A 16,040-nucleotide genomic window follows, 5' to 3' on the forward strand; every position below is an offset into this window, starting at 1 on the left:
CAAAAGTGACGATATAACCCGTGATGAATATTTAGAGGTAGTTTCTGGCTCAAACATTTATGTTAGATTTTCGACGACGATAATCGATTTTGAGCAAAGACATAGAATCGATAGAGGATGTGTAGCAATAGAGGACTTGGCAAAGTCCGCTAAGGTACTGGATAGTGAAGGTATTCCAGTTTGTTTTAGGTTTCAGCCAATAATTCCGGGACATGAGAAATTCTTCAGTCACGTTCTAGATTTAGCCGCTTCGTCTAGTGTAAAACACATTTCTGCTGAGTATTTAAAGTGCCCTATAGATGCAAACAAAAAAGTTTGGCAGTAAGTTAATCGACATATTGGAAGGGAATCCTATTGGTTATTATAAAAACTTGGCGCACTAAAACAGGGGAGAGAATACATACTTCCAGCTAACTATAGAGTGCCTAACTTAACAGAAATAGCAGTCCAAACTAGGTCTAAAGGTATGAGTTTTGGTTTTGCGGATAATGACTGCTTCTACACTCGGATGGCAATGCATGCTGTGCTGCTTCAAACTTGTATTTAGAAAATGCTAATTATTTCACGGCTAACATCGTCTCATTAGCAAAATCAAAGTCTATAGGCGAAAAGTTATATTTTGAAGATTACCTATCTGGGTGGGTCCCCAATAGTGCGATATCTACCTATCTAAATTCAAAGGCTCGACTTTCAATTATAGACACAGCCCAACCCGAATGGTTGAGTTATCTCCGAGAAATGTGGGCTGGAAAGTTAGGTGTTTACAATCCCGAGTATTTCGATGGTATTGAAAACAAATGAAGTGGATAACTATGATTTACCTGTTTTGTTAGAACAGTTTCAAAATACTCTGATATACGTGATCTGAATAATCAATATATTCAATCGACTTCGAAATCATGCATATCTTGAGTAAAAGAAAGCAGTTAAGTGAAGTGTCAGTTCTTTAGCGCATTAAGTTATACATGGCTCTATCATCGGGATTTTGGTAGCCTTGAAGAGTGAGTCTCATTATTTCTTATTATGCCAAAGAGCTATATTTGTTTTACTCTAACTTGTTTCTGTCCAAAACGCTTTAGCCAAAATAAACACTACCCTAAGCAAAAATGCAGGACAGCATTTTTAGGTTTTCGGCGTCGGGAACGCCTAAAACCGGCTGGACAGCATCTACGAACAAAAGCGCCTTTCTGGTTACTCTTTGGTAAGACAAAGAGTAACTGGACCGCTTACACAAAACTCAAAAGGATCGTTACAGTTTTAAGCGGGACATACAGTAACGCCACGCTAAACAGGTATCAAAGATAGATTCCCGCTTTCGTGAGGGTGACAATGTCTCAGTCTAAAGCTTCAGTGAAATTCCACCGACTCAAAAATTAAAACGTTACCGACTAGATTAGCCCCATAAAAACGACTCTTCATGAGAGCCGCTTCTTACACTAATAATCGAATGTTACCTTAACAAATAACACTGAGTGAGTGCTTCACCGCTTTGTGTCTCTCCGCCAATGAGCACCATGGCATCAGCAGTGGTTACTGCTACACCGTAGGCACATCCTTGAGGTAGTTTACCTGCCAGTTGCCATTCACAGCCGTCAAAACACCAAATTTGGTCAGTGAACGTTTTGGTTAGACCCTGATGGCTATAGAATTTTTCTGAGCGATAGTTACTTTGACTGCCAACAAAGTAAGCGCCACCGGCCACGATCCATTGGTCGTCAATCTCACCGCACAATGCACCGGCTAATCCCTCGTGCTCAGAATGGCATTCAATAATCGATGGCAAATAATTGGTCTCTAACAATTGACCATCGCCAAATTGAAAACTCTTGGTGTGCAAACTTCTAAGACCCGGCTTCACCTCCCCTTCAACCAAGATCAAGCTGTCGTCGGTGCGAAAAACCCCTGCTCCACAGTTGGCTTGAAATGGGTTCGTCGCGATAACGCTCCAATGATTACTCAAACAATCAAAGCGATAAATTTTGTCATTCCATTGATAAGACTCAATCGGACGAGACATAAATTCAACCAAGGTTGCCTGTTTAAGATCAGGATCTTCACTTAATTGAGGAGAAGCTAATTGCGCCATTAACCCATCAAACTGAGATTTGTTATAGCCTCCAACAAAATAAAGACTGTCATCCATGGCAAACCCCGCAGCGCCTAGCAGCCCAACCGGGATTTGCTCTGTAACTAAGCTCCACACATCTTCCGAGCAATCGTAGTAATAACCGTCGGTTAGCACCGTTGTATAACCAAGCTCTTCAGTAGTGCCCGCTCCTGAAAAAACATAACAGCCACCGCTTACGGGTATACACACCGCATCACTGCGATGTGTTCCTGGAAATGCCGCTTTTTCTTGCCAATCGCTTGGATTGGCAAGGTCTAGCATCAGCCATTTCTCACCTAAACTTCCAAGTCCGGTATAGATAGCGTCGTGATTAGAAAATCCCACACCATTCTTTAGGCCCGATGGCAAAGAAGGTAAAGGTGAAAAATGCATCTTCATTATTAGTCCTGTTGTTCTACTTGTTTACCATCCCAAGATAGCATCGCTACTTTGGTGCTTGATGATGCATCCGGTTTCTCACCGCCAACCATCAATACCCCTTGTGGCAGCGTAAATGAAATACCATATGCAATGCCTTCAGTGAGATCGCTACCTTGTTTCCAAGCGCCATCCATAAACACGTACGTTTCCTCGTTGAACGCTTTTTCAATCCGTTGTGAGCAAACATATTGCCTTTATCAAACGCAAGCTTGGCACCATGGAAGTTTGCGCCACCTGCAACAATCACCACACCATTGCTCATACCCGCGAATGCGCCAGCAACGCCTTCTTGCAGTGGTTGTGATTCAGGCGTTGGCAACGGATGCTCACTGACCCAAGGTTGCGCTTGACCAAATTGATAGGTTTTTACTTCTGCTGTACGCAGACCGGGTTTTATTTCACCACTAATCAGCAGTGCGTTTTCTTGATTGGCAACCAATGCCGACCCACAGTTTGGCAAATATGGGGATGCACCCAGTTCCTGCCATTGATTGGTGTTTGGATTGAAGCTAAGAACTTGTCGGTTCCATTGGTAATCAACGGGTTTTAGCCCCATGTAATCATCGACAATCTTTTGCCATTTTTTCGGTTCTGCTTTTTGGTCAGTGGTAAGAATGTCTGATAAATATTTGTCGAATAAAGGTTTGTTGTAACCGCCAAAGAAAACCACTTGTTGATTATCTGGTGAATAAGAAGCCGCCCCCAAAAGGCCTACTGGCGCCTTGGTACTCATTTGTGACCATTTGTTTTCACTCGAATCAAAGCGATAAACCGTATCAAAAATCACTGGCGATTTGTCTTTCGCATCGGCCTTGCCCGAACCACCAAAGATATAGATATCATCACCAATTACCGTTGCCGTTGCTCCATCACGAGCCGGGCCGCTAAAGCTTGCTTGCTTTTGCCAACCCTTATCTAGGTTTTCAAGGTCCAACATGTAAAACTGTTGTCCCATTGAGCCTAAACCCACATAAATTTTTGAATCTACCTGTGCACCGATGCCGTTTTTCACACCGACAGGTAAGTCTGGCCAAGTTTGATTCGCTGCGACAGAAAAAGCCGCAAGCAAGGGTATTGTCATTAGTACAGAATTTAATGGTTTCATGTTCTTTATTTCCTTATTAGCGCATTCAATTTGGCTCTGTCGGCCTTTATCTCCTGCATATAACAAAAATATTTTCCACGACTACACTTAAAAAGGATTTTTCCTTCATAAAACTGCAAAATAAAGCCCGCAAAGCGCAGGCCTTAAAATCTAATGTTTACTTCAGCAACGGTACGACGACCTCAGCCGTTTCAAGCACCGATTCTGAATACTCTGGGTATTGCTCTAACAACGAGTTCACCAAGACGTCAACCAGCAACAACGCGCCCACTTTAGAAGCAAATGCGCCACCTGTTAATGGACCTTCAGGTCTGGCTGCAACAAGCATTTCGGTACAAATCGCGCTCAACGGGCTATGACTGATGTTAGTTAATGCGATAACCGGGACTTTGCGAGAGTGCGCTTGCGTGGCTGCATGAATCACTTCTCGGGTTGAGCCTGAGCTGGAAACGGCAAACCATAAATCACCTTGTCCACTACGCACGGCATTCATCGCCGCCAAATGCGTATCTTCATACATAGTCACTTTCTTACCGATACGTAACAAGCGAAATGCAAGGTAGCGACCAACAATGCTTGATGCCCCAACGCCAACACAACTAATAAAGTGCGCGTTATGGACTAAATCACAGATGCGAGCCAACGCTTTACGATCAATCAATTTCGCCGTATCAAGCAAACTGGCCGAAGCATGATGCGCCGAGACATCACAGACATCGCCTTCGATATCAACTTGTTGGGCCGACTGAGATTGAGAAAGATCGACAGCCAACGCCATGCGAAAGTCCGAATAACCTTTATAGCCCATATCTCGGCACAAACGTACGACAGTCGCTTCACTGGTAGCGGTATTACGCGCAAGATCGGTAATGGTTTGATACTGAACTTCATTCGCATTTTCCGAAATATATTCCGCTACTACTCGCAATTTCTTGCTTAACGGCTCGATGTTCGAACGCAGTCGAACTAACAAATTTTTTGGTGAGCCCATACGTTGCCTCGTGTCAACATCATCATTTTTGCTGCGGCAAAAATATCAAAAACGGTGGATTATTGACACCAAATAGCGTCAAAACACCCTAGAATTCAGACTACTTGAAGTAAATATCACCGATTCTTCGAGCGACTAGACGATTCTTTCCGTCGCATTGATAAAATTTACTGCAACTAGTAACTCTGTGAGTAACAAGTGGCAATAGAGACACACCCTATTGCCACGCTCAAACTTAAAGATTTAGAAAGCCAGCATCACGCATTTTCGCTACCACATCGGCTTTTTGTGCATCAGTGAGTGAACGAATTGGTGTACGTGGGTTACCCGCATCAATACCGTGCAATTGCATTGCCGCTTTACCTGCTGCCACACCGCCGTATTCAACCAATACACGAATCAGCGCAATGACGTTGTCCATTAGCGAGGTTACCGTTGCTTGATCGCCTTTGTTAAATGCTTCAATGATCTTCAAGTAAAGTGGCGCCGCATAGTTATACGTACTGCCCACTGCACCCACTGCGCCGACAGCCAAGCCAGCAGGTAAGAACTCGTCTACGCCAAATGGAATATCGAACTTACCACCGCAAGCACGAACCGCGCGTTGGTACTCGTACAGATCCACATGGTTAAATTTCGCACCCGATAGGTTTGGAATACGTTGTTCACCTTTAATGAGGAACTGCTCAAGGTCAAGATTTACGCCCGACATACCTGAATGGTAGTAGTAGAAGCCTTTTGATGGTGCAGCCGCTGCGATTTGCGCACAGTATTCAACCAAATCATCCACACTGCCCGGCTTAAAGAAGCAAGGGCCAATTGCAGAAGTTGCCAGAATATCGAGCGTTTCCGCGTGTTTCGTTAACTCAACGGCATCAGCAATACTTAGCGCACCAGTGTGAAGAACGATGTCCAATTTACCATCCGCAGCCTTAACCCAACGCTCAGCGATCGCTTTACGCTCTTCTACTGAACAGTGGATACCTTCACCTGTTGTGCCACAAACATAAGCACCAGTGACACCTTGTGCGATAAGCAGTTCAGCAATTTGATCGATCGCTGCAAAGTTCACTTTGTTATTGATATCAAATGGTGTGTGTGGAGCTGCAATCAAACCTGTCAATTTGTTCATTTTTCGATCCTACTAAATCGGAGCCGCCGCAGCGGCTCATTTGTTAATTACATTGAATTGTTATTGTCCGTAGCCGAGGAATAGCTCAGGCAAGAACAGAGTAAACTGAGGGAAAATCGCAACGAGTGCTAAAACGATAAACAGTGGCACTAGCAGTGGAATTACACCGCGAGTCAGTACGTGGAATGGAATGTCACCTACCCTTGCAACCACAAACAGCGCCATGCCCATCGGTGGAGTTAAAATACCGATCATTAGGTTAAGAATCGCCATTACACCAAAGTGTACTGGGTCGATACCCACTGAAACCGCAACAGGAACGAGGAACGGAACCAACAACAACAATAGCGCGAGTGATTCAATAAATGTTCCCAAGAACAGCAGTAACAAGTTGATTAGAAGCAATAGCACTAACGGGTTATCACTGATGCTTAAAAAGAAATCTGCCAGCATTTGTGGTAATTGTTCACGAGCAACAATCCAACCAAACACAGTGACACCCATTACCATTAGCGCCACTACTGCGGTGTTGTTAACGGTCTCTTTTAGGATATCCACAAAGCCTGCTAGCGTTAGCTGCTTATAAACGACGGTACCTAAAAATAATGCGTATAAAGATGAAACGGCTGCTGCTTCTGTTGGCGTAAATTTACCTGAGAAAATACCGCCAATAATGATAATTGGGGTTAGCAACGACAAGAAAGCTTCTTTAAATGCCACCAAGCGTTCACGGCCACTCGCTTTTGGTAACACCATGTAGCCACGCTTTTTACAGATAAAGTAACTCATGATCATCAGAGCAAGGCAGCATAAGATGCCAGGGACTGCACCAGCAAGGAAAAGCGCACCGATTGACGTACCCGATACCACACCGTAAATAACCAGTGGCACTGAAGGTGGGACTAGCGGGCCAATAATACAAGATGCTGCCGTCAAACCGCCTGAGAAATCATCGTCGTATTTTGCATCGCGCATCGATTTGATTTCTAACTGACCTAGACCACCAGCGTCTGCCAATGCTGAGCCAGACATACCTGAGAACAGCAAACTTGCCATAATGTTCACGTGGCCCAAGCTACCGGTAATGTGCCCAACCATCGCTTTCGCAAAGTTGAAAATACGCTCGGTAATACCGGCACTATTCATTAAGTGGCCAGTTAATACAAAGAACGGTACTGATAGTAGAGTAAAGTTATCAACACCCGTGATCATTTGCTGCGCAGCAAAGTTAATACCGGTACTGCCAGTTAATAAAAGAAATAACAGCGCAACGAAAATAAGTGAAAAGCCGACTGGCATACCCGCAAATAGCAGACCTAGCCAACCAAAAATAGAAGTTGCCATGATTTATTACCTCTCTGCCATCTGTGAATCAGAAGCGACAACTTGCTTGTCGACATTTGCAAATTGCTTTGCAATCCCAATAAGTTTCTGAACTTGACGGAAAACCATAAAGCAGCCACCAAGCGGTAATGCATAGGTTTGCCACTTGCTCGAAATGCCAAGGGTAATTAGTTCAAAGAAAGCAGTACGTTGAACATGCTGATAGCCAAGATAAATAATGGCGAAAATCGATAGAAGAACAGCAAGTTCAAGTGAAAGGACTAAAGCAATACGAGCTTTTTCAGGTAACTTGTCCGAGAAAAACGTAATGTTAACGTGAGCACCACGCTTGATTGCCATTGAACAACCAATCATACACATGTACATAAACAAAACGCGCGCTAACTCTTCACTCCATAATGAAGGTGAGTTTAAAAACCAACGACTTACGATTTGCCATGTCAGAACCACTAGCAAAGATGCCATCAGTGGTACCGTAATGATCTCTTCTATATTATCGATAATCTTGCGTAACATTTTGAACTCCACAGCTGGCCTGTTACGGCCAGCTTAGAAATTGATACTTCAACTAAATCCAGAGTTGGATTTGGCTACTTACATTGCAGCAAGCTTTTTCACTACTGGCTCACCAAGTTTTTCTTCAAACTCAGTGTATAGCGGTTGCATTGCTTCACGGAACGGAGCCAAATCAGGGTAAGTCACGTTCACACCTTCCGCTTCGAAGAACGAAATCAAGTCTGCTTCTTGTTGTTTAACAAACTCGGTGTGAGCTTTACCCGCGATTTCAACCGCTTGACTAACGATATTGCGTTGCTCTTCAGTCAGTTTTTGCCAAGTCGTGTCAGAGATGATCACCATTTGATCGTTCACAATATGATGAGTCATCGCCAAGTTCGCTTGCACTTCGTAGAACTTCATCGTCTTGATTGCTGGCAATGGGTTCTCTTGTCCATCCACCGCGTTAGTTTGCAGTGCAAGGTACACTTCTGAGAACGCCATCGGTGTTGGTGATGCGCCAGATAGTTTGGCAAAGTTCAAGTTGGCTTTTGCGTTAGGTACACGCAGTTTCAAACCTTTAAAGTCTTCAATATTGTTTAAAGGACGGTTTGACGACGTTTCACGAGTACCGTTGTACCAAGTGTCCAAAGCGCGCCAGTTAAACTTGGTTAACATTTCTTCGCGCACACCTTGGCCGAAATCAGAATTAAAAATGGTTTGTAGGTGGGCAAAGTCACGCGCAACGTAAGGTAGCATGACTGCTTCAGCGCGTGGGATCCAAAGACCCATACGACCAAATTCAGCGTAAGTAATGTCTAGGTCGCCCATTGATAACTGTTGCAGCATCGCACGGTCATCACCTAATTGAGCACTTGGGTAGATAGCAACTTTCATCTCACCTTTACTTAGCTCTTCAATGGTGTCTGCCATAAGTTTTGCAGAGTCATATTCCACTGAACCTACTGATGGTTGCATACCCATTTTCAAAGTAGTCGCAGCTTGAGTGGATACAGCAAATCCTAAAGCAAGCATTGCGAAAGTAATCTTGTTCATGGCTTTCATAGTGTTCCCTTATTGTTGTTATCTACCTAGTTTCACGGATTTAAAAGATTTTTATTTTGTTTGAAAATTATTTTCGTTATGAATTATTATAGTGGTGAAGATTATTTTCAAACCAACTTTTTGAAATGTGATCGCGGACAGAAATTCACCAACAACAAGATTTCTACCTACTTTAATTGGTGAGTTTTTAAGGCAGAGATGACCTTTATTCCGCGTTGAAAATTCTTTTGAGAGGCCAAACGTGAGAACAAAATCACTTAATATCAATGAATTAAAAGCGTTACTCCAAGGTCAAACCGTTGTCTCAATACAACCAGTTGTTGGCAGTCCATTAGAAAAGACCGAGTTCATCGTCGCGATGGCACAGGCGGCAGAACAAGCCGGTGCACAAGCACTACGTATCGAAGGTGTCGACAACGTAAAAGCGGTGTCTAACGCTGTAACAATACCAATTATTGGCATTGTTAAACGTGACTTAACGGACAGTCCGGTGCGTATCACGCCTTATGTTTGTGATGTTGCTTCACTCGCTGAAGCAGGCGCGACCATCATTGCGTTTGATGCGACCAATCGCCCTCGCCCTGAAAATCGTGATGTGATTGCAAATGCCATTAAAGCAAGTGGCTGCTTTGCGATGGCTGACTGCTCAAACTTCGAAGATGGTTTGTGGGCAAACGAGCAAGGCGTCGACATTATCGGCTCGACTCTATCGGGTTATGTCGGCGATGAAGAACCAATTGAACCTGACTTGCAACTCGTTGAGCAGTTCTACAAAGCCGGTTTCTTTACTATGGCTGAAGGACGTTACAACACACCAGAGCTTGCAGCGAAGGCTATTGCCCACGGCGCAACAGCCGTGACTGTCGGCTCAGCGTTAACACGCCTTGAAGTGATGATTGATTGGTTTAACTCAGAAACGAGAAAAGCAGGAGCGTTGTAATGTCTACATTGGCGATTGATATCGGCGGTACTAAAATCGCAATCGGATTGGTAGAAAACGATGTTATTGTCGAACGTCGCCAATTTCCTACTCCACTCGTTCAGCAAGCAGATAGCTTTGCTCAAACGATTCTGGATCATGCTGCCGATTGGCTTGATGCTATTAAGCAAATCGGCGTATCGACAACCGGCTTGGTGACTGAAAAAGGGATATCATCCATCAATCCTGATACCCTCGCGTTTCCAGCGCCCTTTCCTTTGGCTCACGCTCTTAATCAATTAACCCATCTGCCAGTTGCAATGTTAAACGATGCGCAGGCCGCCGCATGGTATGAGTACACTAAACTGCCTAAATCTGTTCGAAACATGGCGTTTATTACCGTATCAACTGGCGTAGGTGGTGGCATTATTATTGATGGCAAACTACATAGTGGTATCACTGGGCTGGCGGGTCACGTTGGGCACTTCTCCATTGATCCCAATGGCCCACTCTGTGGTTGCGGACAAATTGGTTGTGTCGAGGCCATCGCTTCTGGCACAGCGATAAAACGTGCTAGTGATCAACGCTTCAATCCACCCTTGAGCAATGTTGAATTATTTGAACACGCAAAAACGAATCCAGATGCCGAAGAGATCATTCATCACAGTGCCAAAGCCATTGCCACTTTGTGTTGCAATTTGAAGGCAACATTGGATTTAGATATGGTGGTGCTTGGCGGTGGCGTTGGCTTAGCCGATGCTTACCTGCAACGAGTGCAACAACAAATCTTGGAGCGCCCAAAGGCGTTTCAAGTAGCCGTTGTCGCCGCACAAGGCGATTATGATGCCTGTTTACTCGGCGCGGCATTTCAATTTAACAAGGAAGACTAATGGTAATGAAAGCGATCTCGGCACCGAAGATCTTTGATGGTGAACAGTATCATCTAGATGCGGCATTAGTGTGGAAAAATGAGTCGATTTATCGGGTGATGCCGATCAGCCAACTGCCGGAAGACATCGATTGTCAGCATTTTCCAGATAGCATTATTGCCCCTGGATTTATCGACATTCAAGTCAACGGTGGTGGCGATGTCATGTTTAACTCTGAGATTAGCCCTACCAGTATCGAAACGATCTGTCAGGCTCATCGAAAGTTTGGTACCGCTTATCTATTACCAACGTTAATCAGCTCAACCCCACAAAATATCGCCAAAGCACTTACCACCGCAGAGCAAGCCGTGCTGGATCGCATTCCCGGTATATTGGGTGTTCATATTGAGGGCCCGTGGCTCAATGTTGCTAAAAAAGGGGCGCACGATGAAACGTTGTTCTACTCGCCTAGCCTTGCCGATTTAGAAGCATTCCCATGGCCAAAATACGCCAAAGTATTGGTCACGGCCGCGACTGAAAATATGTCACTAGACGCCCTACAATGTCTTCAACGTAAAGGCGTGGTGGTGTCGTGTGGTCATAGTAATGCGAAATCTGAAGAGCTCACTGCGGATAAGCTTGCGAACGTCGATGGTTTTACTCATTTATTCAATGCGATGTCGCCATTTGAAGGACGTGAACCAGGGGTGGTCGGTACGGCACTGAATACCAATGAAGCATGGTGCTCAATCATTACTGATGGCATTCATGTTCATCCGCAAAGCGTGTTACTCGCTCATCGAATCAAACCTCAAGGTAAGCTGCTTATTGTGACAGATGCCATGGCAACTGTTGGCAGCAAAACCAATCGATTTGAACTTGATGGGCAAATCATCGAAGTGATAGACAACAAATTGGTGAACTCCGCTGGTAGCCTTGCTGGTGCACATATTGGTATGGATGAGTCCGTCGCCAATGTTATCGCTTGGGGCATTGATGAAGCTGAAGCACTCAAAATGGCCTCTACCTATCCCGCTAAAGCAATGCATGTCAGTGATTTAGGTAAACTGCAAGCGGGTTACCGCGCAGCTGCTACCATCCTCAACAGCGATTACCGCTCGCAAGCGGTGTTGGTTGATGGTCAGTTGTACTAACTGTCTGTAACTCCTTTTTCAATGCGAAATATACAATGATTAAAGGCCCGCACTTGCGGGCTTTGTTCTACAAGAAAGGTTGCAAGCTCATCGCTCGGGTCACACGACTTACACTCAGTAAGCGAAATATCTCAAATCTGTAATCCCTGTTTTTATTATTTTTCTTATTGATTCTCAAATTGAGAATATCGCATCCCATTTTGACAACAGCACACAAATACAAACTAAACAATTGTTTTATTGCATTTTATTTTGGCACGTTCCGTGTATTGATTAAGAAAAACCAAGGAGAATCATCATGGAACTACACAAAATCGAAACCAACGGACAAACGCTGACGCTAACGATTAATGGAAATCTTGACGCTGATGGCAGCAGAAGCGCTCAACGACAAATCGACTATGTAATTGCAAATCAAAATCATAGCGATGTCACAGTTGACTTCAGAAATGTGCAATTTCTTGATCCATCTGGTGTGGGTGCACTAGTTTATTTATATAAGAGATTAGTTGAAAAGCAGCGCAATATGCGAATTGAGCACGTAGCCGGACAACCTCTCGAAATTATTAGCCTACTTCGCATCGATAAAGCGATTCCCGTGAATTGCTACGATTCATAACTAAAAAGGCAGGCAGTATGGTTGGCGACCTCAAAGCAATAAGAAATGAAAATGACAAAAGTAAACAGCTCTTAAATCAAAATGCATTCGGTGCGAAACCGGCGCTTGCTGCTCTCTTGGCTACGCTAGTATTTGGTCTGCAAGGTTGTACCAACTTCCCACCAGAAGGCCAAGGTGGATTAGCTGAGCAGCACATTGATAACGGATTCGCGCCTGTTATGCCCGATGAACCGTTAGGTCCTGAACATGGGCTGAGGTTTGATTGGCAGCTGACAAAACTTCATTTGGATTCTTTAATTCGCGAAGGTGCACGTTGGTGTTTCCCCGCAGCAGTCGTGCAAGCGCTAGAGAAGCAAAATCGTATTGCGCGAGAACTTGATGGTGGACTTCTGATTGATGCCGCCAACGATCTCGTGATTCAGCGCAAGCGTCTGGGCGAGTTAGAACGTCAACTCGATTATGTTACTTCGCAAGCAAACTGCGTCCCACCGCTTAACGAAACCGACTTCAGAACACAATTGGCGATTATCGACCAACTATTTGATCTGCTTAATATCGATAACCAATTCGCTTATGACTCTATCGAAGTAAACCCTAAATACATGGGACATCTAGCTCGTGCGGCCAATATTTTACGAGATAACCCGTCTTTGCACCTCTCGATTACTGGTCACGCTGACGCCACTGGTGATGCAGATTACAACCAAAAACTCGCGCTTGGACGTGCCAACCAAGTCAAACGCTATCTCATCATTTTCGGTCTCGAGCCTAGTCGAATCAAAACCAACTCACTTGGTGACACGCTACCGCTATATGAAGGCATGAGCGATGGCGTGAGATTAACCAATCGCCGAGTAAGTATCGAGGTCATCGCAACGGAAGAATTCATCCAAGAGAAGTTACAAGGAGGCTATCGTTATGAATATTAGCCGCTGGTTGCTACTGCTGGTGTTTCTATTTCCATTCGCCACTCTACAAGCAGAGGAAGCAAGAGTTCAAATAGGCGACTTAATTCAAATCGACTTGCCGGGTGAAGAATCACTTAATCGTGGTTTTCAAGTGGATAAACGCGGACGCATCAATTTACCAGAGGTCGGCACGGTATATGTAGCCGGTTATAACGAGCAGCAACTGTCTGATACGGTATTAACGGCATTAAAAACCGTCTTTCGTGACCTTTCATCGGCGAACGTCTACATCTCGCAACAGCAACTACTGATTTCAGTGCAAGGTTACGTGAAGTCACCGGGTGAATACACTCTACCAAAAAACGCCAACATTCAAACCGCATTGCACGCCGCTGGAGGGTTGCGCTCTGGCGCCCAACTGAACAATATGATGGTGAAACGAGGTAGAGAGAAACTCGCCTTTAACTACAAAGCGTTTCTCGATAGTGGCGATGAAACCATCCTGCCCGCTCTTCAATCTCTCGACAGTATTTTCGTTCCTGCATCTCCTTTAGTTGGCAATATTGAGCAACAATTTGATGCTGCAAAACAAGCCAACTCTGGTGATAGTGCCAACAGCCGTACCGCGATTAAAGTGTTTGGTGAAGTCAATGCTCCGGGGTCATTTGAGTATAAACCTGACGCGAGTTTGGTTGACATTTTGATGCGTGCGGGCGGTGTAACCCGTTATGCATCAGTGGAACAAATTCGCGTGATCAGCAACAACTCGCCTAAGCTGTTTAATCTTAAAAGCTATCTTGATTCAGGTGATGAATCACTACTGCCAAGCCTTTCCGAAGGCACAACCATTTTCGTCCCTAAACAGGAAGAAGAGATCAAAGCTGGTGCCAATGTCGTTTATATCATGGGTGAAGTAGCACACCCTGGTGCTTACGAGGGCAAACAAGGCGCTTCCTTTATGGATATCCTCGCCAATGCGGGTGGACCAACTCGTTTTGCTGAATCACGCCAAATTCGTTTGATTAAAGGTAACGGGCAAGTCATCAAATTCGATTTAACTGCCTACACCGAAGGCTTAACGGGTCGTAAACCCCCATCAATCTCACCCGGTGATGCAATATTTGTCCCTGAAAAAACCGACATGAACGAAAAATCATGGCTAAAAATCGCACCAGATCGAGCGGTCAAAGTGATTGGTGAAGTGGTTCGTCCCGGGCGAATCGAATGGTCGGATGAAATGGATTTAATGGACTTGCTTGCCCACGTTGGCGGCCCCACTCTGCGAGCAGACACGACGAAAATTGAGGTGGTAACGGGTAATGGCAAATTAACCACCTTCAACCTTGATGAATACATATTAAACGGTGCACCACTGGCGGACTTACCTCGTATTAGTGCCGGAACCATCGTACGTATTCATGATTTGCCGCAAGATCCATCAGACAACAAATCACAATGGGTAAGACAAAGCTCTGACGCTTCTATCTATGTGTTTGGTCAGGTTAATGCGCCTGGGCGTTATCGCTTCACGCCAGACATGCACTTTCTCGACATTCTCTCTGCTGCTGATGGTCCAACCAAGGATGCGGATATTCACAATATTCGTGTCACGCACAGAGACAAAGAATATGCCGAGGTAAGTAAGCTCAATCTATCGCTCTATTTTGAAACTGGTGATGAGTCACTACTACCCAACGTCACTATGGGCGACACCATCTACATCCCAGAAAAAAACAAGAACTGGCTTGATCGTTCTAAAGAGTCAACCGTGCGTATTCTAGGTGCAGTCAATAAGCCGGGGCGCTATGTATTTAATGACAATATGACCATCTTAGATATCCTCGCAGAAGCGGGCGGCCCCGATGATAACGCCTATGTAGAAAAAATTTCTGTGGTCAATATGTCTTGTTGTCAGGGTCAAGCGCGAACCTTTAATTTGGTTGAATTTAGTAAGACCGCCAACATTTATCAGCTCCCTGTCATAAGAGCTGGCGATACCATTTATATTCCTGACCGTCGTGACAGCTTTTTCGAAAAAGCGCGAGTGGGTCTAGAAGATATCTTAAGACTGGCCACCACCATCGTTGTCATAGGAGCGCTGTAATGATCAATGCCACTATGAATGAACTTGAGCAGTTATTTCTCAGCGCCGAAGTCGCGCAAACACGTTCAATTTGTGTCACCGCCTGTCACACTCAATCGGGAGTTTCCTCTATTGCATCAGCATTGGCGGAACGCTATCTACTGGCTGGCTATTCAACACTATTGGTTGATTTGAATCTACTCGGCTCCGCTTACACGCCTCAACCTTGTTTAACTGCTGAGGACGAGACTGAGATTCAATGGCTACAAGCCAATGATCATCAAGGTATTTTCACCGGAATCACCGTAGCGAAAACAGGCCCTGATGTGGTGAGCTATCGCAATCCGCACTATTTGAGCGAAAAGATTCAAACATGGCATCGAGACTTCGAGCGCATCATCATCGATACGTCACCGATTCTCGACCATTCTGAAGGTATTATTCCTGCTCAATCCATCGCTCGAGCGTGTCAACACACTTTGATTGTGGTGCAAGGAGGGGAAACCAAACAAGCCCAATTGGTGAAAGCGTTTGAGCTGCTAAAACAAGCGGATGCGAATGTGCTCGGTTGTATGCTCAACAATCACAATCAAGCAACGCTCGGACAAGAGATGGTTCGAGAACTCAATCGCTGCAAATTTCTGCCTAAATCCATTCGAGCCAAATGGAGCAAAAAGCTCCTCAACAATGAATGGTTATCTCACATTGCATAATTTTGTGAACTAAGCCTGCATAACCAATTTAGGTTACATAGATTACAACTATCTGAAAAATTTGATCATTGTTAAATTAGGATGAAATATGCAAC

13 protein-coding genes and 1 pseudogene are annotated in these 16,040 nt (G+C 44.7%); 7 read left to right on the plus strand and 7 right to left on the minus strand.

What is annotated here, in order from left to right:
• Window positions 1–1,450: 1,450 nt before the first annotated feature.
• The 7 genes and pseudogenes from Vt282_RS07140 to Vt282_RS07170 form a co-directional block, all read right to left on the minus strand.
• Entirely contained in the window at window positions 1,451–2,506 is a 1,056-nt protein-coding gene (locus tag Vt282_RS07140; RefSeq protein WP_162062973.1) for a YjhT family mutarotase, read from the minus strand.
• Between the two features lie 2 nt (window positions 2,507–2,508).
• Window positions 2,509–3,653, minus strand: a pseudogene (locus tag Vt282_RS07145) (N-acetylneuraminate epimerase).
• 157 nt (window positions 3,654–3,810) lie between these two features.
• Window positions 3,811–4,644: a MurR/RpiR family transcriptional regulator gene (locus Vt282_RS07150; protein WP_162062974.1), complete on the minus strand. Its 834-nt coding sequence runs from the start codon at window positions 4,642–4,644 to the stop codon at window positions 3,811–3,813.
• A 235-nt stretch (window positions 4,645–4,879) separates the two neighbouring features.
• Entirely contained in the window at window positions 4,880–5,776 is an 897-nt protein-coding gene (locus tag Vt282_RS07155; protein ID WP_162046326.1) for a dihydrodipicolinate synthase family protein, read from the minus strand.
• Window positions 5,777–5,836: 60 nt separating this feature from the next.
• Complete coding sequence (locus Vt282_RS07160) at window positions 5,837–7,120, minus strand: TRAP transporter large permease (protein ID WP_114764260.1); 1,284 nt, start codon at window positions 7,118–7,120, stop codon at window positions 5,837–5,839.
• Window positions 7,121–7,126: 6 nt separating this feature from the next.
• Window positions 7,127–7,648 (minus strand): TRAP transporter small permease, encoded by a 522-nt coding sequence (locus tag Vt282_RS20580; protein WP_232055024.1) that lies wholly within the window; start codon window positions 7,646–7,648, stop codon window positions 7,127–7,129.
• A 66-nt stretch (window positions 7,649–7,714) separates the two neighbouring features.
• A complete protein-coding gene (locus tag Vt282_RS07170; protein ID WP_162062976.1) occupies window positions 7,715–8,680 on the minus strand; it encodes a sialic acid TRAP transporter substrate-binding protein SiaP in 966 nt (321 codons plus the stop codon).
• Between the two features lie 241 nt (window positions 8,681–8,921).
• Between Vt282_RS07170 and Vt282_RS07175 the strand changes: the two genes are divergently transcribed.
• The 7 genes from Vt282_RS07175 (at window position 8,922) to Vt282_RS07205 (ending at window position 15,945) form a co-directional block, all read left to right on the plus strand.
• Entirely contained in the window at window positions 8,922–9,620 is a 699-nt protein-coding gene (locus tag Vt282_RS07175; protein ID WP_162062977.1) for a putative N-acetylmannosamine-6-phosphate 2-epimerase, read from the plus strand.
• Entirely contained in the window at window positions 9,620–10,489 is an 870-nt protein-coding gene (locus tag Vt282_RS07180) for an N-acetylmannosamine kinase (RefSeq protein ID WP_162046323.1), read from the plus strand. The genes Vt282_RS07175 and Vt282_RS07180 overlap by 1 nt, the downstream gene beginning before the upstream one ends.
• Window positions 10,489–11,622, plus strand: a complete 1,134-nt coding sequence (gene nagA / locus Vt282_RS07185) for an N-acetylglucosamine-6-phosphate deacetylase (protein ID WP_162062978.1) — start codon at window positions 10,489–10,491, stop codon at window positions 11,620–11,622. Before Vt282_RS07180 ends, nagA begins: the two co-directional genes overlap by 1 nt.
• A gap of 298 nt (window positions 11,623–11,920) precedes the next feature.
• Window positions 11,921–12,241: an STAS domain-containing protein gene (locus Vt282_RS07190; RefSeq protein ID WP_162046321.1), complete on the plus strand. Its 321-nt coding sequence runs from the start codon at window positions 11,921–11,923 to the stop codon at window positions 12,239–12,241.
• Between the two features lie 17 nt (window positions 12,242–12,258).
• A complete protein-coding gene (locus tag Vt282_RS07195) occupies window positions 12,259–13,170 on the plus strand; it encodes an OmpA family protein (protein ID WP_162062979.1) in 912 nt (303 codons plus the stop codon).
• Window positions 13,160–15,253, plus strand: coding sequence for an SLBB domain-containing protein (locus tag Vt282_RS07200; RefSeq protein WP_162062980.1), 2,094 nt, complete (start codon window positions 13,160–13,162; stop codon window positions 15,251–15,253). Before Vt282_RS07195 ends, Vt282_RS07200 begins: the two co-directional genes overlap by 11 nt.
• Window positions 15,253–15,945 (plus strand): CpsD/CapB family tyrosine-protein kinase, encoded by a 693-nt coding sequence (locus tag Vt282_RS07205; RefSeq protein WP_162062981.1) that lies wholly within the window; start codon window positions 15,253–15,255, stop codon window positions 15,943–15,945. The genes Vt282_RS07200 and Vt282_RS07205 overlap by 1 nt, the downstream gene beginning before the upstream one ends.
• Window positions 15,946–16,040: the final 95 nt, after the last annotated feature.

Source organism: Vibrio taketomensis (assembly GCF_009938165.1).
GTDB classification, from domain to species: Bacteria; Pseudomonadota; Gammaproteobacteria; order Enterobacterales; family Vibrionaceae; genus Vibrio; species Vibrio taketomensis.

Coding starts and splice junctions, on each gene's coding strand:
- Vt282_RS07190 (WP_162046321.1), top strand. CDS start 11,921: ATGGAACTACACAAAATCGAAACCAACGGACAAACGCTGACGCTAACG.
- Vt282_RS07140 (WP_162062973.1), bottom strand. CDS start 2,506: ATGAAGATGCATTTTTCACCTTTACCTTCTTTGCCATCGGGCCTAAAG.
- Vt282_RS07200 (WP_162062980.1), top strand. CDS start 13,160: ATGAATATTAGCCGCTGGTTGCTACTGCTGGTGTTTCTATTTCCATTC.
- Vt282_RS07205 (WP_162062981.1), top strand. CDS start 15,253: ATGATCAATGCCACTATGAATGAACTTGAGCAGTTATTTCTCAGCGCC.
- Vt282_RS07160 (WP_114764260.1), bottom strand. CDS start 7,120: ATGGCAACTTCTATTTTTGGTTGGCTAGGTCTGCTATTTGCGGGTATG.
- nagA (WP_162062978.1), top strand. CDS start 10,489: ATGGTAATGAAAGCGATCTCGGCACCGAAGATCTTTGATGGTGAACAG.
- Vt282_RS07150 (WP_162062974.1), bottom strand. CDS start 4,644: ATGGGCTCACCAAAAAATTTGTTAGTTCGACTGCGTTCGAACATCGAG.
- Vt282_RS07180 (WP_162046323.1), top strand. CDS start 9,620: ATGTCTACATTGGCGATTGATATCGGCGGTACTAAAATCGCAATCGGA.
- Vt282_RS07170 (WP_162062976.1), bottom strand. CDS start 8,680: ATGAAAGCCATGAACAAGATTACTTTCGCAATGCTTGCTTTAGGATTT.
- Vt282_RS07195 (WP_162062979.1), top strand. CDS start 12,259: ATGGTTGGCGACCTCAAAGCAATAAGAAATGAAAATGACAAAAGTAAA.
- Vt282_RS07155 (WP_162046326.1), bottom strand. CDS start 5,776: ATGAACAAATTGACAGGTTTGATTGCAGCTCCACACACACCATTTGAT.